Origin of the sequence: Clostridium sp. OS1-26 (assembly GCF_030915445.1) — a bacterium.
Lineage (GTDB): Bacteria > Bacillota > Clostridia > Clostridiales > Clostridiaceae > Clostridium_AM.
In genome coordinates, this window is the sequence record NZ_CP133264.1 from 5,795,508 (window position 1) to 5,816,741 (window position 21,234).

The window sequence follows — 21,234 nt, forward strand, 5'->3', positions numbered from 1 at the left end:
ATTGCCCGTTAAAGTCCATTTAGGACTTTAACCTCCTAATTTTTCCTTGTTGTTTCTAAATTATAGTCATTTTACTATAATATTTTAACATATAAAATTATATTATACAAAATTTTTTACTTACCATGTAAAAATGTATCATAATTTGTATTCACTTAATCTACTATATTTACTCATAAGCAGACATCCAAAATCTTAAGTAGGCATCCAAAATCTATGATTTTGAGATGATCACTTACACAGAGTGCTGATTTTGAGATGATCGCTTAAGCAGAGAACTCAAATCTCTAATTTGAAATGAGCAGCTTACTCAGCAAGTACTCATTCGACAATAGTAGAAGGAGTTTCATTATAAACATTAGTTAAAACAAATAAATTTTGAGGTTTGCTCTATTTTTTTAAAGATTTCATTTTTAATTTTGATATCTTTTTCGTTATTGCTTTCAATAAGCTTTTTAGCTTCTAAATTAGCCATTTTTAGTATATCTATGTCTTCTGCAATATCGGAAAGTATAAGTCCATCTTCTCCATGCTGCCTAAAGCCAAATATTTCTCCTGATCCTCTAATTTTCAAATCCTGTTCTGCAATAAAGAAGCCATCGTTACTGCTTTTCATTATCTCCATTCTTCTTCTTATAATATCATTCTTAATATTCGATATTAATATACAATAAGACTTATGTTTCCCTCTTCCAACTCTTCCTCTTAATTGATGTAATTGTGCGAGTCCAAATCTTTCTGCATTTTCTATTATCATAAGTGTAGCATTAGGTACATTTATACCTACCTCTATGACTGTAGTAGATATAACAACTTTAACTTCCCCACTTTTAAATCTATTCATAACTTCATCTTTAACCTTAGGTGTCATTTTTCCATGAAGTATTTTCATAGGTATTTCTCTAAAGTAATCCTCTTTCAATTCATTATATAAGTTCTCTACGGAACTTAAGTCTAAATCTTCATTTTCTTCTACCAGAGGACAGACTACATAAACCTGCCTGCCCTTTTTTATTTCCTCTAGTGCAAAATTATATGCTTTATATTTTAAGTCTTCTTTCATATAATGTGTTTCTATTTTCTGTCTTCCTGGCGGAAGCTCATCAATCACAGATACATCCAAATCTCCGTAAAGGTATAAACTTAAAGTCCTAGGAATTGGCGTAGCAGTCATAACTAAAGTATCTACATTTTTACCTTTATTGGTCAATCTACTTCTCTGCATTACACCAAATCTGTGTTGTTCATCAGTAACTACCATTCCAAGATTTTCAAACTCAACATTATCTTCAATAAGAGCATGAGTACCTATTATTAAGTCTATATTGCCATCCTTCAAATCTCTTTTTATTTCTTCTTTATTTTTCTGAGTAGTGCTGCCACACAATAATTTAACATTGATATTGAAATCCTCAAATAATTTCTCTGCTTCAAAATAATGTTGAGTAGCTAATATTTCTGTAGGCGCCATGATAACAGCTTGGTAACCATTCTTTATTATATTAAATGCAGATATAAGAGCTACAACGGTTTTACCGCTTCCTACGTCACCTTGAACTAACCTATTCATCGGGCTTTCCTTTTTTGATCAATCAATATTTCCCTGATAACCCTATTTTGCGCCTTTGTTAAAGCATAGGGTAGTTTTTCTTTTAAGAACTTTAATTCGTCACTTATTTTAAAAGCTATACCTTTTTTATTTTCATTAAAATAGTCTTTAAGCATTAGTATTTTTAGTGAATATGTGAATAGCTCCTGGAATTTAAGCCTTCTTCTAGCTTCTTGTAGTTCTTTCATACTAGAAGGGTCGTGTATTACTCTTATTGCCCTATCTAAACTACATAGCTTATATCTATTTATTATCCATTCTGGAAGGTTTTCATCTATAACTACATCTTTGAGAACATAATTTACTAGTTTTGCTATTAAACTATTTGTTATTCCAGATTTGAGAGGGTATTTAGGCATTATCTTTTCAGAACTTTCTATATTTGTTCTATTCTTAACTAATGTTGGATTTATAATAGAAGTTTCGCCTTTAAAATCTTGTAGTTTTCCCATTATGGTATAATCACAATTTATTTTAAAATAATTTTTCATGTAAGGCTGGTTAAACCATTTTCCTTTAAATATATTATTGCCATCGTTAAAAATAACAGTAGAAATTGTTTTCCCATTTTTTGTTCTTATATCTTTATCTATTTTTACAACTTTACAATTGATTATTAATTTACCAATATTCTTTTCTCCGGTTAAAGAGTTGCAAGATGAAATCATCTCATAATCCCTTGGAAAATATAATAGTAAATCTAAAATACTGAAGATGCAGCATTTTTTTAAACTTTCTGCAGTTTTAGGTCCTACCCCTTTCAAGCAAGTTATATCACTATATATATTCAATGAAATCACTCCATTTTTAGAAATTATAAAGCTTTATATAGTAGCTTTATATTATTTAAATCAACTATTATACTAATTATCCATATCAATATACATCAAAACCATACAATTTGGCAAATAAAAAAAGCCTTAAGGCTTTTTTTATTCAACAGAAACTATAAAGTAATATAGCGGCTGATGTCCATTATAGTATTGTACATCAGCATTTTCATATTTTTCTTGAATATTTTCTATGAATTCTTTTACTTTTTCCTCTTCGCAATCCTGACCATAGAAAACTGTAATTAACTCGCTATCATCATCGACCATTGAGGAAATTATATTTTCACATACTTCAAAGATATCTTCTCCTACATCTTGTATCTTTCCTTCAACTAAACCTAATATATTACCTTCTTTTATAGTTTTACCATCCATCTCAGTGTCTCTTACAGCGTAAGTTACTGAACCAGTCTTTACTATATCTACGCCTTGTTCCATAGCTTGTATGTTATCATCAACACTTAAATCAGGGTTAAATACCGTAACCGCTGTTATACCTTCAGGTATTGTTTTAGTGGCAATAACATTTACATTTTTATCACTTATCTCTGCTGCTTGATTTGCTGCCATAATTATATTTTTATTATTTGGAAGAACAAAAATATTTTCTGCATTTATTTTATTTATACACTCAAGTATATCTTGAGTACTTGGATTCATCGTCTGTCCTCCTTCAATTACGAAGTCAACACCTAAATCCTCAAAAATATTTTTTATTCCATCGCCCATAGCCACTGATATAAATGCATATTTTTTTAATTCTGTATTCTCTAATTCGTGAGCTTCTTCACTTTCACTTGAAGTTGCTTTTTCGTTATAAGATTTATTTTCCACATTTAGTACATTTCTATGCTGCTCCCTCATGTTATCAATCTTAATTTTTGAGAGCTCACCTAACTTAATAGCTTTAGAAAGAACCATTCCAGGATCATTGGTATGTATATGAACTTTTACAATATCTTCATCTTTCACAACTACCATGGAATCTCCCATAGTCTCTAATTCAGATTTAAAGCTATCTACGGCTGTGCTATTTGAAAGAATAAAAAATTCAGTACAATAACCAAACTTGATATCCTGCTCAACTATATTTTTACTAGCTGGTCCAGCCACAGATTCATTAGTATCTGTAATATCAACTTTCTTCATATCTTCCTTTAAAACTTCATACATACCTTCGAGTATTATTAATAATCCCATTCCTCCTGCATCTACAACCTTTGCTTTTTTAAGCACTGGGAGCATTTCAGGGGTTTTATCTAAAATATGCCTGCTATACTCGCATACCTCTTTTAAAAGCGTTTCTACATCTTCACTATTTGATTTGACAGCACTTTCTCCTGCTGCTCTTATGATAGTAAGAATTGTTCCTTCCGTTGGTCTCATAACAGCCTTATAAGCTGATTTTGAACCTTCCATCAAACTATTTGCAAATTCTACAGAAGTAACCTCACTTTTTCCTTCTAGACCTTTTGCAATTCCTCTAAATATTTGTGAAAGTATTACGCCTGAGTTACCTCGTGCTCCCATTAGAGCTCCTTTAGCTAGCTTTTTAGCTATTTCCTCTATAGACTTATCTCTCATATTCTTAATTTCAGACACTGCACTTCTAAATGTCATAGACATATTCGTCCCCGTATCTCCGTCTGGTACAGGAAAAACATTTAATGAATTTACATAATCCTTTTGCATTTCCAGCTTATTGCTTGCATGGACAACCATATTGTAAAAACACTGGCCATCTATATTTAAGTACTTCATATTTGAAAACTACCTCCTAGACTCTAACACCTTGAACATTCACTGTAATATTTGAAACTTTAAGACCTGTATAATTCTCCACATTATATTTTACTTTTTGAATTATATTATTAGCAATAACTGATATTTTAGTTGAATATTGAACCATAATAAATAGCTCTATAGATAATCCGTCTTCTTTAGAACGAACTTTTACACCTTTGCTTAAGTTTTCACTCTTTATTAATTCCCATAGTCCATCTTTAGCATTTCTAGATGCCATTCCAACTACACCATAACACTCCATAGTTGAAACACCTACAATATTGGCAACCACTTCTTCTGAATAGCTTATAATTCCGTTCTCACTGGTGATGTTACCTATCATAATAAAATCCTCCTCCTGTCATAGACCATATAACATATTTTATATTAAATAAGAGATTTATTCAAGGAAATATATTATTTATAATGTTATTTTTACTATTTAATTTTATAATATACTTGCAAAAATTCTATGTTTTGTGGTAAAATAATTAATGTTTGAATTGAGAAGATATATTTCTTCACAATTTGTTAAGGAGGTGTTTATAATGTCAAGAAAGTGCGAAATATGCAATAAAGGCGTTGTATTTGGTGTACAATACAGCCACTCACACCGTCAATCAAAAAGAACTTGGGCTCCAAACATAAGAAAAGTTAAAGCTATAGTTGAAGGAACACCAAAAACTATACATGTTTGTACAAGATGCCTTCGTTCAGGAAAGGTTCAACGTGCAATATAGGGAATAAAAAATGCAGTTGTTTAAACAATTGCATTTTTGTTTCTTGCATTAATATTGTAATTTATTACATTACTTTACAATATTTAGCTCCTTTGCAATCCTAAAGTTGAACCTTAATTTAATATAGTAATCGTAATAACATTTTTATTAAATTTGTTATGCTCTAAATTCTTTACTTATTGAATCTAAACTTATAATACTTAGGCAATTCAAAGGAGCACATATTTTTATCTAATTATTTTAAGATGAAAGTTACATTAATTAAGATACATATAGATACAATTATTAAGCCTGAAACTATGTTTTTAGGCTTTTTTTCTTTATAATTGCTTCCTATTCTCTTCTAATAGTCATTATATCCTTTAATTATATTTTTATCCGATGTCTACCGCCACTTATATCCCAACGCACTCTGTGAAAGCGATTCGCACCAAATCAGCACGCTGTGTAAGCGATCATCTCAAAATCATAGATTTTGGATGCCTGCTTAACATTTGGGCTCTCTGCTTGCACTCTGTGAAAGCGATTCACACCAAATCAAAGATTTGGGTTCTCTGCTTTTCTTAAAGTTGGGGATATAAGTGGCGCTACGGCCCTGGATAACGGATTCTAAGCTTCAGATGGAGGTTAAATGCCTAAATGACATTTAACGGGCAGAATTGCCCAGTGGTCGTAGACAAAACTCCACCTGAAGCCAAGAATCCTGTTTATAACAAGACAATCTTAACTTAAACACTCTTTCAAGTTCTTCATATAATATTATTGTAATTTATGTATGAATTGATGACTGACCTCAATAAACAATTGCTATAAGAAAGAGGCAGTCCCAATAATTTAGGTGGCTGCCTCTTTCTTGTATAATCTTAAACTAAATTAAACCTCTGGCAAGCCTCTCACAGGCTTCTTCATATTAGGATCAACATCCATTGTAATAGGGTTTGCTGTTTTTGAATTTTGGCCTTTATTATCATTTTTTCTCTTTTTTCTCCTTTGGTTGGCATATCGTTGTCACCCCTTTTCAATATTAACTTGCCCACACTAGAAGATTTTAATACTAAATTATTTGAATGTCTCTTTCCATCTACAGCAGACCCTACTCTCCATTGTACACATATAAGCGCATATCCTTTATTCCCTATTTTCTGTCTAAATCCATTTTAGTATTGATTACACTTGAATATTTTCCAATTATGCCCTTTACTATTGCAGTTGCCATAGACTCAGGATTAAATCTATTCATATCTTCTTGCGAATCAACAAAACACCCTTCTATAAGTAAAGAAGTCATGGCAGTATTGTTTAAAACGTACAGATGATGTCCGTCAATTCCCTGAACCTTTACCCCTCTGTTTACAAATCCTAAAGAAACAATTTCCTTAAGAACATTCTCTGCGATACTTCTTCCACCTTCACTTCCAATCCATATCTCAGTCCCATGTCCACCACCTGCATTTTCATGAAGGCTTACATATAGATCTGCACCTGAATTATTTGCCTTATTAACTCTTTGCCATAGACTATCAGATACACTTAAACAATCAGTAGGTGTAACAACAATCACTTGATATCCAAATGACTGTAGTTTGGATACAACTCTTTTTCCTACATCAACTACCATAGTATTTTCATCGCCTATATATGATGCACCTGTGTCAGGATAACAGTTATGACCTATGTCTAAAGCAATTTTCATCTAATCACTCTCCCTTACTTTCATAATCATAATATGAAAATAACGAAAAATAGTGAACTTTACACATAAAAAATAAAACTCCTCTTCTATTGACAAGAGGAGTAAATTAATAACTATTTCTTTCTTTTAAAAAATTTTATAATGGCCGATAAAAATCCTGGAAGTTTAATAGTAATTATTTTCATAAGATATACCTCCTACTTATTATTCTCCATCAAGTACCATCCACAATAAATTAATGCCCCACCTACAGCTATTATCCATCCCCATACTGGGATAATAAAAGTTATTACTATTCCAACCCCAATTGATGCTATCGCTAACCCTATTTTTTTTCTTTTCTTTTTATAACATTTTTTTGACATATTATTATCCCTTAAAATTGCTCTATAATATTATATGCATTGACTCTCTTTATTGTTACATAATTTTAGTGATTTTTTAATGTTAGGATCTATTAAATATTTTTAAAGCATCTGAAAGAAATTAATAAAAGCAGCTGATAGTTATTATCAGCTACTCTTATTATAATATTGGTATATATTTATTTTACTAATCTTTACTATAAAATATAAGAATAGTTCCTTTTTCAAAAGAAATTTCAACTTCATTATCTAGAAATTGATTAGAAATTGTACGAGAATCTCCTAGTCCTAGGTTATAATCTACAAGTTTATATTTTGCACCTCTTATATTTAGATTTTCTACACACTCACAATATGCCTGAAGAGAAAAATCAGATCCTCTTTCTCCTTTTATTTTTGTTGACTTATTTGATATAGCAATTGTATTATGTTCATCCTTTATATATGCTTTAACATTTTGCTCTAAACACTTCTTGAGTATTCCTATATTACCCATCATATGATCTATTCTTGTACCTGTACATCCTAGAAATACAATTTCCGTTACTCCTAATTTTATAGCTTTGCTAAAAATAAATTCTGTATCCGTAAAGTCTTTGTCTTTTGGAACTTCTTCTACCTTACAATCCTTATGTTTTAAAAAAAAGTTTAAGGCATCTTTATCTATAGAATCAAAATCTCCCATAAGATAATTAGGTACTATTTGATGTTTATATAAAAAGTTACCCCCACTATCAGCACAGATTAAGTAATCACTATCCTTTAGTTCTTTATTTATTAGCTCATAAGATGGAGGAGTACCTCCAGACATCAAGACTGCTTTCATTTTAAAATTCCCCTTTTAAATCCTGTATGTTCTCTTCTATTTTTCCATCTTTAAATACTGCTGAACCGGCAACAACTACATTTGCCCCACAGTCTACAACTTCTTTTATATTGTCTTTTCCTACTCCTCCATCTACTTGAATCATAAGATTCTTGTTATACTTATTGCTCAATTCTTTAACTTCCCTAATTTTTTCTGAGCAATAATTTATGTATTTCTGTCCACCAAACCCTGGATTTACAGACATTATTAACACCATATCCAAAATAGGGATTAAATGTTTTATGCTTTCTACGGGGGTAGCAGGATTTAAAGCCACCGCTGCCTTAATACCAAAGCTTTTTATATAATTTATAGTTCTATCTATATGTCTATCAGCTTCATAATGTACTGTAATAATATCTGCACCGGCTTTTACAAAATCCTCTATATATCTTGCTGGCTCTTCAATCATCAAATGTACATCAAAAGTGAGATTTGTGATTTTTCTTACACTTTTCATTATAGGTACTCCAAAGGATATATTGGGTACAAACATTCCATCCATTACATCTATATGAATGAAATCCGCACCGTACTTTTCTAGACTTTTAATATCTTCTCCTAATTTAGAAAAATCTGCTGATAATATTGAAGGGGCTATCTTTACCATTGCTTATTCCTCCTGCTCATTATTTCCTCTAGTGTTTTTATGTAAAATTCATATCTTTTGTTATTTACCATACCATTAGTAACAGCTTCTTTTACAGCACACCCTGGCTCCTTAAAATGAATACATCCTGTAAACTTACAACAACCTATATAATCGGTAAATTCCGGAAAACAATCTTGCACTTTTTCCTTCGATAAAAAATCTAAATCTAAAGAAGAAAATCCAGGAGTATCTACAATAAAGCCTTCACCTATATCTATAAGTTCACTATGTCTTGTTGTATGTTTACCTCTGCGAAGCTTTTCACTTATTTCTCCTGTTTCCATAAGCTCTCTTCCTGCTATTGTATTTAAAATAGTTGATTTACCTACACCAGAGGGTCCACATAATACCGTTACATTATCTTTTAGCTTTTCTTTCACTGTTTGAATACCATATCCCTCTTTTGCCTTTAAGAAAATGATTTCATAACCTGCGCTTTTTATCATATCTACGATTTCATTTCTCTCTTCTTCAGATATTAAATCTAACTTGTTAAAACATACTATTACTTTTAAATTATTATACTCACAGTTTATTAAAAACTTATTTAGTAAGTCTTCATTTATTTCAGGGTTTTTTAAAGCAAATACAACTAAAGCTTGGGTGACATTTGCTACTGCTGGTCTGATCAGTTCGTTATCTCTAGGATAAATTTTATCTATAACGCCTTTTCCGTCTTTAATAGTAATTTCTACCTTATCTCCAACCATAGGAGTAAGTTCATTATGTCTAAACTTACCTCTTGCTTTACATTCAACTACTCCTTCATTTACCTTTATATAATAAAATCCACCTATTCCTTTTACTATAGTTCCTTGCATAAATCCTCCTATTATTAATTTTAGTAAAGAGTGAAGAATTAATAATCTTTATTGATTTTCTTTCACTCTTTACTTTCAATTTAAATCCAATGTAAATAAACTTCTCCGTAGAACCATATTTTATTATGGATTTTGTTTCCCACTGCCGGATGTATTTGTACCTGTATTATTTTGGCCGCCTTGATTAGTTCCTCCACTAGTTGAGCCTCCACCTGGCTGACTTCCTCCAGGTGTTGAGCCTCCACCTGGCTGATTTCCTCCAGGCGTTGAGCCTCCACCTGGCTGATTTCCTCCAGGCGTTGAACCCCCACCCTGGTCAGTTCCAGCACCAGGCTGATTTGGTTCTGCTTCTTTATATTCATAATAAGTTATGTTGACAGTTGCACCTTCTTTAACTTGTTGTTCTGATGGTACGCTTTGGCTTATTACCTTACCATCTTGAGATTTATCATTAGTTTTTACTGGACTCTTTGAAACCTTAAGGCCGGAATTAGTTATCAAAGCTGCTGCATCATCTACTGTTTTTCCCACTACATTAGGCACGTTAACATATTTAATTTCAGGTCCGCTACTTACCACTAAATTTATGCTAGTATCAGAGCTTGCATTGGAATCTGCTTCTGGATCTTGACTTATAACTGAATTCTTAGAAACACTATTACTATGTTGAGAGCTTACTTTACCTAATTTTAATCCACTATTGATTATAATATCCTTAGCTGCCGCTAAATCCAGATTTACTACACTTGGCACTCCTAACTTATCCTGTCCGCCACTTACGCTAACTCTAACTTCGGAATTTGCTTTTACTTTTGTACCTTCCGTAGGATAAACCCTAAGTACAGTTCCTTCTGGTCTATCACTTTTTTCTTTAGCACTAATTATAAATTTTAGCTTGCTTTCTTCTACGAGTTTTTTAGCATCGTCTTGGCTCTTTCCAACTATATTAGGCACTGTAGTTTCTTGAGCAGATACACCTGTCATTTTACTAAATGCAAAGTATCCTGATACAGCTCCTATAACTATTACAAGTATCGCAACAGCAATTCCTATTAGTGTTCTTCTTTTTTTAGCTCCAATTACATTTCTACGTTGCACTGGCTCATCATCATATTCATCATTATTTTTATAAGTATCATTTACTACTATGGGATCCATCACTCTTGTCATATCGTTATCTAAGGCCTTGGTGGCAATATTAAGACTTTGATTATTTTCTATTTTCTTTAAATCGCCAAGCATATCTTTCATATTTTGATATCTTCTTATCGGTTCCTTTTCCACACACTTTAAAATAAGCTTATTTAAACTTTCTGGTATTTTTTCATTCAATTGCTTTGGCGGTACTACAGGTTCCTGTATATGCTTTAAAGCAACAGATACCGGACTTTCTGCATCATAAGGCACTCTTCCTGTAACCATTTCATAAATTACTATTCCAAGAGAATATATATCTGTTCTACAGTCTACATAACTTCCTCTTGCCTGCTCAGGTGAAAAATAATGAGCTGATCCCATTACTTTACTAGAATTAGTTATTGTAACTGAATTAGATGCTTTTGCAATACCAAAATCCGTTACCTTAACTACACCCTCCTCAGTAACGAGAATATTATGAGGCTTTATATCTCTATGTACTATATTATTTCTATGAGCACAATCAAGAGCCTTTGCTATCTGAGAGGCAATATTAATAGCTCTAGGTGTATTTAATTTACCCTCCTCACATATTATCTCCTTTAGAGTCTTGCCTTTAACATATTCCATTACTATATAATTGATATCTTCTTGAGTACCGACATCATAAATATTTACAATATTGTTATCTGAAAGGCTTGCAACAGCAGTAGCTTCTCTTTTAAATTTTTCAACAAAATCTTTATCGCTAGAATATTCATCTTTCAAAACTTTTACAGCAACGAAGCGGTTTAACAAGTGGCATTTTGCTTTGTAAACTATAGCCATTCCGCCTTCTCCGACTTTTTCCAACAACTCATATCTATTCCCTAGCATGGTTCCTATCATCTTCACACTCTCCTTCAAATACGATAACTGATATATTATCTCTTCCACCTTTCAGCTTACTAAGTTCAATTAACTGCATACAAGCATCTTGATTATTATTATTCAATATTATATCATACATTTCACTATTATTAACTCCATTAGATAAACCGTCGCTACACAAAATTACCTTCAACACATCTGTTAAATCTATATTAAAGGTATCTATTTCCACAGATATATTTGTACCTAATGCTCTTGTTATTATATTTTTATTAGGATGGCTTACGGCTTCCTCTTCAGTAATACTTCCTTCATCAACTAATTGCTGAACTAATGAATGGTCTTTTGTTACTTTAGTTATGCCATTATACTTCATTATATAACAACAGCTGTCTCCAACATTAGCTACAACCATTTCCTTACCTTTTACTAAACAAGCCGTTATAGTTGTCCCCATTCCAACTAAACCATCATTACTTTTTGACAGCTCAAAAATTTGTTTATTTGCCATCTTTATACTTTCTATTAGAATACTTTTCATATCATCTAGATTACTTAAAGATTTTATGTAAGATATAGTAGCATCCACAGCTATCTTGCTCGCAACCTCTCCTGCATTATGGCCGCCCATTCCATCAGCAACAATGTAAATACCAAAATTCTCATCTTTGTAATATCCTACTGAATCTTCATTTATCTTTCTAACGTTACCTATGTCGGATAGCATCCCCACCATTTTCTACACCCCTTTTAAATCATTTTTAGATTCAAGATAACTTCTTCTTAGTTGCCCACAGGCAGCATTAATATCAGATCCCATTTCTCTTCTAATAGTAGTTTCTATTCCATGGCCTGATAACATTTCATAAAAATCTTTTACGTTACTTGAAGAAGATTTTTTAAATTCTCTTTCTTTTACCTCATTGACAGGTATTAAGTTCACATGGCATAATATTCCTTTTAAAAGCTGAATCAGTTGAGCTCCGCATTCTCTAGTATCATTAACTCCGTTAACAAGAGCATATTCAAAAGTTATTCTTCTGTTAGTTTTACTAATGTAATATTTACAAGCTTTTACTACTTCATCAATAGAATACTTATGCGCTATAGGCATCATCGTCTTTCTCAATTCATCATTTGGTGCGTGAAGAGATATAGCCAGAGTAATTTGCATATTTTTATCTGCCAACTCTAAGATTTTAGGTACTATCCCACAGGTTGAGAGAGTTATATGCCTCTGTCCTATATTTAGCCCATATTCAGCATTTACAGAATCCAAGAATTCCATTACATTATCATAGTTATCTAATGGTTCTCCACTTCCCATAAGTACTATATTCGATATTCTCTCGCCTATTTGCTCCTGAGACTTTAACACTTGTGCTAAAATCTCACCACTGCTTAGATTTCTAACTATACCTTCTAATGTTGAAGCACAGAATTTACATCCCATTCTGCAGCCTATTTGAGTAGAAACACATATAGAATTACCATGTTTATACTTCATTACTACCGACTCAATTATATTCCCATCTTTATATTTATAAAGAAATTTAAAAGTATCATCAAGCTTTGATTTATACATATGAACTGCTTCAGGTATTTCTATATAAAAGGAATTCTTTAATTTTTCTCTAGTATTTTTAGGAATGTTTGTCATTTGGTCAAAATCCCATATATTTTTATATATCCAGTCAAATATCTGTTTAGCTCTAAATTCACTCTCTTTATTTTCTTTCATCCATTGTTTTAATTTTTCAAGATTAAAATCAAGAATACTATACATCTATTACACCTACCTACGTTTTATCATTTTGGCAATGAAAAATCCATCCATATGCTTATCAGGCAGGATAGTCATGTATCCTTCTTTATGATAAATAATATTATCCGACTCTCCATAGTAAAGAGGTTCCAAACTAAATTCACTATGTTTTTTAATAAACCATCTTATATTTTCTTCATTTTCTTCTTTATTTAAAGTACAAGTAGAATAAATAAGCTTTCCTCCTGGTTTGACATACTTACAAGCATTTGTCATAATCTGTCTTTGAATTTCAATAAGTTCTTTCATTGCGCTCGTATTCTTATTCCACTTAATTTCAGGTTTTTTCCTTATTATCCCAAGACCTGAGCAAGGAACATCTATAAGCACTCTATCTGCTTTCTCTTCATATGTTATATCATATTTTGTGGCATCTAGAACATTACATTTAATGTTCTTTATTCCAAGTCGCTTGGCATTTTCTTCAATCATCGGCAATTTACTCAAATGGATATCAAACGCAAATACATCTCCAGTATTATTCATAATCTCAGCAATATGACATGTTTTACCTCCCGGTGCACTACATAAATCTAAAACAGTCATACCCTCTTCTACATCCATAGAAGGTGCAACTAACATTGCACTCTCATCTTGAACAGTTATTAATCCATTTTTGAACAATGGATTATCCTCCACATTTCTTCCTTTAGTTATCATGATAGCTTCTGGGCATATCTTCCCTTCTTCAATATCATACCCATTATCTTCTAATAACTTCCATGCATCTTCATACTCTGTTTTTAAATTGTTAACCCTTACTGTGATTGCAGGAATCATATTCAAACCATTTAGTATTCTTTCTGCATCTTCTGTGCCATACTGACTTATAAATAAATTTACTATCCATTTTGGAAATGAATATTTAAAACTTAGTTGTTCTGTATTGTTTTTTTCATTACAATAGTTTATATCCTTATTCCTCAAGTAATTTCTTAACACACCGTTAACAAGCCTAGAACCTTTAATTGAGTTTCTTTTCGCTAGTTCTACCGCTTCATTAACTACAGCAAATTCAGGGATTTTGTCTAAATATACCATCTGGTAAATAGATATTCTGAGAATGTTTAGAATATCTCCATCCATCTTTTCTAAGCCACTTTTTATATAATAATTCAATATGACATCAATAGTATACTTATACTTTAATGTCCCATATACTATCTCCGTAGCTAATGCTCTATCTTTATCATTTAAGTTTGATTTATTTAATTCTCTGCCTAATACAATATTAGAAAATGCACCTTTTTGCAGCACTTCACCTAATACCTTTACTGCTGTTCTTCTAGCGTTATCCATTATTTTACCTCTACTTCAAATTAATCTATTTAATCATTTCTTCTACTAATAACTATTAATCTCAACAGATTTGCTATAGCTGTTAATGCAGCAGCCACATATGTCATTGCCGCAGCACTTAATACTGATTTAGCCATTGAAAGTTCCTCTGAGTACAATATTCCTTTCGCATCTAAAATCTTAAGTGCTCTACTTGATGCATTAAACTCCACTGGCAGCGTTATAATTTGGAAAATCACTACCGCGGAAAATAGAAGTATTCCTATATTCACCAATCCTTTTAATCCAAAAATCAAACCTGCAGCAAATAATATCCATGAAATACTAGAGCCAAAGTTTGCTACGGGCACTATAGAATTTCTTATTATTAAAGGTGCATAATTCTTACTGTGTTGAATTGCATGGCCTGTTTCGTGTGCAGCAACACCTATAGCTGCTACAGAATTGCCATAAAAAACTTCTTGTGATAATCTCATGACTCTTTTGTAGGGTCATAGTGATCTGTAAGCTTACCTGGAATCACTTCTACAGGAACATTATATAATTCATTGCTATCTAAAAGAATTCTTGCAACTTGAGCCCCGCTATATCCATTGCGACTTCCATGTCTTGAATACTTTTCGAAAGTAGACGAAACCTTAAATTGAGCATAGGCCGCTATAATTAATGCAGGGATTAATATAATAAAGCTGCTATCAAAATACATAATTACTCCTCCATCCTCTACCTAATTTTAACTACTTAAGTATAATGCCATTCTTTAATTCATGACCCTTTATATATTCTCCTACCTTCATACTCTTTCCACCTGGAAATTGTACTTCTTGAATTAACAATGTACCCTTTCCACAAGCTACCTTTATCCCATCTTTCGAAACATCAATAACGTATCCTGGCTCGTGTTTAAACTCTTCATTCAATATCATAGCTTTAAAAATTTTCATATTTTGCTTATCATACTGAGTATATGCAATAGGCCAAGGATTTAAACCTCTTATCAGGTTTTTTATCTCATGGCTACTTAAATTCCAATCAATTTTTGACATGTTTTTGTCCAGCATACTTGCATATTTTGTAGGTGTTTCTCCTTGTTTTTCTCTAGTTATACTTCCATCAATTAGCCCTTTTAGAGTTCTTACAAGTAGTTCGCCTCCGTCTTCCATCATAATGTCATGAAGTTCTCCCTCAGTCATATCATCAGTTATTTCAACTTTGCTTTTCAGAAGCATATCTCCAGTGTCTAATCCTACATCCATAAACATAGTTGTATTTCCGCTTTCTTTTTCTCCATTTATTATAGCCCAATGTATTGGTGCTGCCCCTCTGTATTTTGGTAGAAGTGACCCATGAAGATTAATACATCCATGCTTTGGTATATCTAACACTTCCTTTGTAAGTATCTGTCCATAAGCTACAACTACAATAAAATCTGGTTCCATATCCTTTAATTTTTGCAAAGCATCAGTATCATTCTTCAACTTTTCAGGTTGAAACACAGGTATATTATTCTCCAATGCCACCTCCTTAACAGGTGAGATAGCTAACTTATTTCCCCTTCCTTTTGGTCTATCTGGTTGAGTAAAAACTGCTTTTACACCAAACTCTTCTATAAGGCTTTTTAAAGAAGGTACTGCAAAATCTGGAGTACCCATAAAAACTATATTCATATACTATTCTCTCCCTTCACTATCTATGGTTTTATCAACGAATAATATACCGTCTAGATGATCGATTTCATGACATAACGCTCTAGCAAGTAGTCCTTCTCCCTCTACTATAATCTCTTGCCCCTTTTCATCTAAAGCTTTTACCACTACTTTATTAGGCCTCTCTACCTCTCCTTGCTCACCAGGAACACTCAAGCATCCCTCAACATCTAGCTGACTTCCTTCTTTAAATATAATTTCAGGATTTATAAGTTTTATTATTCCCTCACCTACATCCACCACTATAATTCTCTTTAATATTCCAACCTGAGGTGCTGCAAGTCCTACCCCTTGAGCTTCATACATTGTTTCTTCCATATCTTTAATTAAAGTTAAAATTCTATCATTTATAGCTTCTACTTTTCTGCTTTTCTTTCTAAGTATTTCATCACCATATTTTCTTATGTTTCTTAAACCCATCTATTTCCCTCCATAATCTATAATAAATTACTTGGATTTACGTCAATGCTTACCCTTATATCATTATAAACATCTTTTAATAAATCATAAACTATTTTCCTTACATTTTCTCCAAATCCTCTTGTTATTTTACCCTTAAATATAATTTGCCACCTATAAAGCTCTTTTATTTTTGAAATTTGACAGGGACATGGTCCTAGCATTTTAATTGTATCATTTTTTTCTAACATATTTTTTAAATAAATACCAACATTTTGTATACTTTTTATTAAGATATTTTCATTTTTGCTACTCATATTAATAAGCAGTAAATCTGAAAAAGGTGGATAATCCATAGTATATCTTATATCTATTTCTTCCTTATAGAAATTGTCATAATCACTGCTGCAGGCATATTTAACACTATAATTCTCAGGATTATAGGTCTGAACTATAACCTTACCAGCTTTTTCTCCTCTACCTGCTCTTCCTGATACTTGAGTTATAAGCTGAAAGGTTCTTTCAGTGGAACGAAAATCTGGAAGATTTAATGATAAGTCTGCAGCAATTACCCCAACCAAAGTTACATTCTTAAAATCAAGACCTTTTGCCACCATTTGTGTACCAATTAGTATATCTGCCTCACCATTTTTAAATGTTTCGTATATTTCTTCATAGGAATTCTTACCTCTCGTTGTATCAAAGTCCATTCTTAAAGTTTTAGCACTCGGAAATATCTTATTTATTTCCTGCTCTATTTTTTCAGTTCCTACACCGAAATATTTTACATACTTACTTCCACATTTTGGGCAGGTATTAGGTATATAGTGCTTACTTCCACAGTAATGACATACTAATTTTCTTCCTTCGCTATGATAGGTAAGAGATATGTCACAATTGTTGCATTTAAACACAAAACCGCATTTTCTACAGGAAACAAAAGTTGAATGCCCTCTTCTATTTAAAAATAGAATTATTTGCTCTTTTTTAGTTAATCTATCCTCAATAGCCTTATGCAAACTTATGCTAAAAATAGATTTATTATTGCTTAATAGCTCTTCTCTCATATCTATAATTTCAACTTCTGGCATAATAGCTCCATCAGCTCTATTTTTTATAGATATTAATTTAAATTTATCTTTCTCACATTTATAATAAGTTTCAATAGATGGCGTAGCAGAACCCAAAACTAATTTACAATTGTCTATACTGCATTTAAGCTCGCCTATTTCCCTAGCATTATACTTTGGATTACTATCGGATTTATAACTTCCTTCATGCTCTTCATCTATTACAATAAGACCTAAATTTTTAAATGGAAGAAAGATAGCAGATCTAGCTCCTATTGCTACCTTTACTTTCCCCATTTTTACGCGAAGCCACTCATCATATCTCTCGCCATCGGATAGCTTGCTGTGAAATACACTTATGTTTCCTCCAAATCGCCCTTTAAATCTTTCTACCATTTGAGGTGTCAGTGCAATTTCAGGCACCAAAATAATAGATTCTTTATCTTCTTTAATCATTTCACTTACTAAATGCATATAAATTTCTGTTTTTCCACTACCAGTTACCCCATGTATAAGATATGTTTTCCTGTCAGATTTTAGTATTTCATCTACAGCTTTTTGCTGCTCTTCATTTAACACTTTTTTGAATATACATCATATTTCCTTGTGTTATATCTATTAACTATTTGCTCCTGACTTGTAAGAAATCCGTATTTCAACATAGTGTTTATTGAGGATAGTGATAGATTATATTCTTTACTTAATGAAGTTTTTGTGTACACGCCGCTATTCTGTTCAACAATTTTATATATTCCTATGTATGGCTCTTTTTCATATTTTTCTTCTAATGCTTTGCCTAAGTATACTAATGTTTCACTCTTATTCTTCATTCCTTTAAAGATACCTGTTGGTATAAAAACCTTTATACATTCAAGGTAAGTACAAAGATATTTTTCTCTCATCTCATTTATAATGATTAAATCTTTCTCAGTAAACAGTGGGAACTCTTCACATAGATATTGAATTTCTTTCATATTTCCTTTGCTGCCACAATCCTCATACAATCCAACTATAAATCCATCTATTTTTTTATTTCCCATTCCAAAGGGCACCTTTACTCTGTGTCCTATACTTAATTTATCAATTAAATCTTCTGGTATTCTATATGTAAAAACCTTATCTACTTGTATAGAAGTATTGTTAACTATGATTCCTGCATACCTATACACTTAATCACCCTTTTTATTGTTAAGTTTCTTTTTTGATAATACACTAAATAAGAGAGGCATTTTCTTACGAAAAATCGCAAGCTTCAGCCCCTCTTTCAAAATTACTTTTCATTTATTAAATCAAATAATTTCCTTGCTACCTGTCTTTTAGACATTTTTTCTAAAGAAATAATTTTTCCATCACGGTTAAGTATTGTTACCTTATTGTCGTCTGAAGCAAACCCCGTGTCTGAGGCTGTGATATCATTTGCTACAATGTAATCAAGATTTTTATTTTTTAGCTTTTTTTCAGCATTTTGCAATAAATCATTACTTTCAGCTGCAAATCCTACAAGTACTTGATGCTTCTTTAATTCTCCTAACTTTTTAAGTATATCACTATCTTTCATTAGGGTCAGCTCAAATTCGTCTGCAGCTTTCTTTATCTTTTTATCAGAATACTGCTTAGGTTTATAATCAGCGACTGCAGCAGCTTTAACTATGATATCTTGATCATTAAAATTTTCCAATACATTATCAAGCATCTCTGCATTAGTTTTTATATTAATTAATTTAACTCCAAAAGGAGCTTTAAGAGATGTTGCCCCTGATATTAAAGTTACCTCTGCACCTCTGTCCCTAGCTTCTTCTGCTATAGCATATCCCATTTTTCCTGAAGATCTATTGGTTATGTATCTGACAGGATCAATACTTGCTATAGTTGGTCCTGCAGTTACTAATACTTTCTTGCCTACTAAATCCTTTTTATCGTAAAGCATGCTATCAATACATTCTGCTATTACCTCAGTATCAGCTAGCTTACCTTCACCTTCATCTCCACAAGCTAATCTTCCACTAGTAGGTTTAATAAACTTATAACCATAGCTTTGAAGTTTGCTTATGTTGTCCTGTACAATAGGGTTGCTATACATATTTGTATTCATTGCAGCAGCAAAAATTACAGGTGCTTTAGTTGCCATAATGGTAGTTGATAAAAGATCATCTGCTATGCCATTCGCAACCTTACCTATAATATTTGCTGTAGCAGGAATTACTGCAATCAAGTCAGCTTTCTTTGCAAGAGATATGTGCTGAATTTCCCATGCTCTTGGCTCGCAAAACATATCATAGTTTACGATGTTTTGACTTAAAGTCTGAAAACTTAATGGATTTACAAACTTTGCAGCTGAATTGGTCATTATTACATGTATTTCGTAATTTTTCTTTTTTAATTTACTTATTACATCTAATGCCTTATATACAGCAATGCCACCTGTTACCCCTATAACTACTGTTTTTTTATCTTGAGCCATTATTTTATGCCTTCTCTAATAGTCTCGTATGTTATTGCTTCTTGGTTTATTTCATTAATTGATATAGTAACAGGTTTTGTTGAATTAGTTCTTACTAAAGGTTCCTCACCTTGAATTAACTGTCTTGCTCTTTTAGCTGTCATAGTAACTAATGTATATCTATTGTCAACTTTTTTTAGTAAATCTACTATTGATGGATTAATCATAGAGTTGTTCATGAATAATTCCCTCCTTTGAATCTAATATTTTGTCTTTAACTCTATCAACTCTGCATCTTTCAGCAACAATTATGCTATGTATTTTTTTTACTGCCTCTTCAACAGTATCGTTAACAACGGCATAATTGTATTTAGAAACGTAATTTATTTCTTTATATGCAGATTTAAATCTAGTCATAAGAGATTCAGGTGTTTCAGATCCCCTATTTATTATTCTGTTCTTAAGTTCTTCCATTGAAGGCGGAAGTATAAATATAAATACCCCTTCCGGATAGTTTTCTTTTACTTTTAAAGCTCCTTGAATATCTATTTCTAATATTACGTCTCTACCATTTTCAATGGCTTCTAAAGCATTTGACTTTGGTGTTCCATAATAATTACCATAAACCTCAGCATATTCTAAAAAATCATCAAAATCTATTCTTTTCTTAAATTCCTCTTTAGTCAAAAAGTAATAATTGGCACCATCTACTTCTCCCGTTCTAGGCTGTCTTGTAGTAGCTGAAACTGAAATCCAAAAATCATTTTCTTTCAGTAAAGCCTTACAAATGGTGCCCTTACCAGCGCCAGAAGGGCCGGATATTACAATTAAAAGTCCTTTCATTATTCATCAACCTCATTAGCTTCTTCTTCTTCTTTAGAGGATAATCTGTGTGCCACTGTTTCTGGCTGTACTGCTGAAAGTATAACATGATCACTATCTGTAATTATTACAGCTCTTGTTCTTCTTCCATAAGTAGCATCTATAAGCATTCCTCTATCTCTAGCTTCTTGAATTATTCTTTTAATTGGAGCAGATTCTGGACTAACTATAGCAACTAGTCTATTTGCTGACACAATATTCCCAAAGCCTATGTTTATTAATTTTATACTCATACATTTC

Annotated in this window: 18 protein-coding genes and 3 pseudogenes; 1 reads left to right on the forward strand and 20 read right to left on the reverse strand. The window is 31.9% G+C overall.

Features of this window, described 5'->3' with window-relative positions:
- Positions 1-358: 358 nt before the first annotated feature.
- From recG to RCG18_RS28520, 3 genes and pseudogenes are all read right to left on the reverse strand, one after another.
- Positions 359-2,400 (reverse strand): annotated as a pseudogene (gene recG, locus RCG18_RS28510) (ATP-dependent DNA helicase RecG).
- 141 nt (positions 2,401-2,541) lie between these two features.
- Entirely contained in the window at positions 2,542-4,203 is a 1,662-nt protein-coding gene (locus RCG18_RS28515) for a DAK2 domain-containing protein (protein ID WP_308039342.1), read from the reverse strand.
- A 16-nt stretch (positions 4,204-4,219) separates the two neighbouring features.
- Entirely contained in the window at positions 4,220-4,570 is a 351-nt protein-coding gene (locus RCG18_RS28520; RefSeq protein WP_308039343.1) for an Asp23/Gls24 family envelope stress response protein, read from the reverse strand.
- Between the two features lie 205 nt (positions 4,571-4,775).
- Here RCG18_RS28520 and rpmB point away from each other — a divergent pair, with 205 nt between their 5' ends.
- Complete coding sequence (gene rpmB / locus RCG18_RS28525; protein ID WP_066619969.1) at positions 4,776-4,967, forward strand: 50S ribosomal protein L28; 192 nt, start codon at positions 4,776-4,778, stop codon at positions 4,965-4,967.
- 1,135 nt (positions 4,968-6,102) lie between these two features.
- Here rpmB and RCG18_RS28530 read toward each other — a convergent pair.
- The 17 genes and pseudogenes from RCG18_RS28530 to remA all read right to left on the reverse strand — a co-directional run bounded on the left by RCG18_RS28530 (position 6,103) and on the right by remA (position 21,227).
- Positions 6,103-6,660, reverse strand: a complete 558-nt coding sequence (locus tag RCG18_RS28530) for an N-acetylmuramoyl-L-alanine amidase (protein WP_308039344.1) — start codon at positions 6,658-6,660, stop codon at positions 6,103-6,105.
- A 197-nt stretch (positions 6,661-6,857) separates the two neighbouring features.
- Positions 6,858-7,025: a hypothetical protein gene (locus RCG18_RS28535; protein ID WP_308039345.1), complete on the reverse strand. Its 168-nt coding sequence runs from the start codon at positions 7,023-7,025 to the stop codon at positions 6,858-6,860.
- A gap of 187 nt (positions 7,026-7,212) precedes the next feature.
- On the reverse strand, positions 7,213-7,851 hold the full coding sequence (locus RCG18_RS28540; RefSeq protein ID WP_308039346.1) for a thiamine diphosphokinase: 639 nt from the start codon (positions 7,849-7,851) through the stop codon (positions 7,213-7,215).
- Position 7,852: 1 nt separating this feature from the next.
- Positions 7,853-8,503 carry a ribulose-phosphate 3-epimerase gene (rpe, locus tag RCG18_RS28545; protein WP_308039347.1) on the reverse strand — a complete coding sequence of 217 codons (651 nt, stop codon included), beginning with the start codon at positions 8,501-8,503 and terminating at the stop codon, positions 7,853-7,855.
- Positions 8,497-9,366 (reverse strand): ribosome small subunit-dependent GTPase A, encoded by an 870-nt coding sequence (gene rsgA, locus RCG18_RS28550; protein ID WP_308039349.1) that lies wholly within the window; start codon positions 9,364-9,366, stop codon positions 8,497-8,499. The genes rpe and rsgA overlap by 7 nt, the downstream gene beginning before the upstream one ends.
- Positions 9,367-9,489: 123 nt before the next feature.
- Positions 9,490-11,391, reverse strand: a complete 1,902-nt coding sequence (pknB, locus tag RCG18_RS28555) for a Stk1 family PASTA domain-containing Ser/Thr kinase (protein ID WP_308039350.1) — start codon at positions 11,389-11,391, stop codon at positions 9,490-9,492.
- Entirely contained in the window at positions 11,366-12,109 is a 744-nt protein-coding gene (locus RCG18_RS28560) for a Stp1/IreP family PP2C-type Ser/Thr phosphatase (protein ID WP_308039351.1), read from the reverse strand. Before RCG18_RS28560 ends, pknB begins: the two co-directional genes overlap by 26 nt.
- Positions 12,110-12,112: 3 nt before the next feature.
- Entirely contained in the window at positions 12,113-13,159 is a 1,047-nt protein-coding gene (rlmN, locus tag RCG18_RS28565) for a 23S rRNA (adenine(2503)-C(2))-methyltransferase RlmN (RefSeq protein WP_308039352.1), read from the reverse strand.
- Positions 13,160-13,168: 9 nt separating this feature from the next.
- Entirely contained in the window at positions 13,169-14,497 is a 1,329-nt protein-coding gene (gene rsmB / locus RCG18_RS28570) for a 16S rRNA (cytosine(967)-C(5))-methyltransferase RsmB (protein ID WP_308039353.1), read from the reverse strand.
- Between the two features lie 29 nt (positions 14,498-14,526).
- A pseudogene (locus tag RCG18_RS28575) lies at positions 14,527-15,203 on the reverse strand (zinc metallopeptidase).
- Between the two features lie 31 nt (positions 15,204-15,234).
- A complete protein-coding gene (fmt, locus tag RCG18_RS28580; RefSeq protein ID WP_308039354.1) occupies positions 15,235-16,164 on the reverse strand; it encodes a methionyl-tRNA formyltransferase in 930 nt (309 codons plus the stop codon).
- 3 nt (positions 16,165-16,167) lie between these two features.
- Positions 16,168-16,623 (reverse strand): peptide deformylase, encoded by a 456-nt coding sequence (def, locus tag RCG18_RS28585; protein ID WP_308039355.1) that lies wholly within the window; start codon positions 16,621-16,623, stop codon positions 16,168-16,170.
- 17 nt (positions 16,624-16,640) lie between these two features.
- Positions 16,641-18,841: pseudogene (gene priA / locus RCG18_RS28590) on the reverse strand (primosomal protein N').
- A gap of 101 nt (positions 18,842-18,942) precedes the next feature.
- On the reverse strand, positions 18,943-20,133 hold the full coding sequence (coaBC, locus tag RCG18_RS28595) for a bifunctional phosphopantothenoylcysteine decarboxylase/phosphopantothenate--cysteine ligase CoaBC (RefSeq protein WP_308039356.1): 1,191 nt from the start codon (positions 20,131-20,133) through the stop codon (positions 18,943-18,945).
- Positions 20,133-20,351: a DNA-directed RNA polymerase subunit omega gene (gene rpoZ, locus RCG18_RS28600; RefSeq protein WP_308039357.1), complete on the reverse strand. Its 219-nt coding sequence runs from the start codon at positions 20,349-20,351 to the stop codon at positions 20,133-20,135. The genes coaBC and rpoZ overlap by 1 nt, the downstream gene beginning before the upstream one ends.
- Positions 20,332-20,955 carry a guanylate kinase gene (gmk, locus tag RCG18_RS28605; protein WP_308039358.1) on the reverse strand — a complete coding sequence of 208 codons (624 nt, stop codon included), beginning with the start codon at positions 20,953-20,955 and terminating at the stop codon, positions 20,332-20,334. Before gmk ends, rpoZ begins: the two co-directional genes overlap by 20 nt.
- Positions 20,955-21,227, reverse strand: a complete 273-nt coding sequence (gene remA, locus RCG18_RS28610; RefSeq protein WP_178908399.1) for an extracellular matrix/biofilm regulator RemA — start codon at positions 21,225-21,227, stop codon at positions 20,955-20,957. The genes gmk and remA overlap by 1 nt, the downstream gene beginning before the upstream one ends.
- Positions 21,228-21,234: the final 7 nt, after the last annotated feature.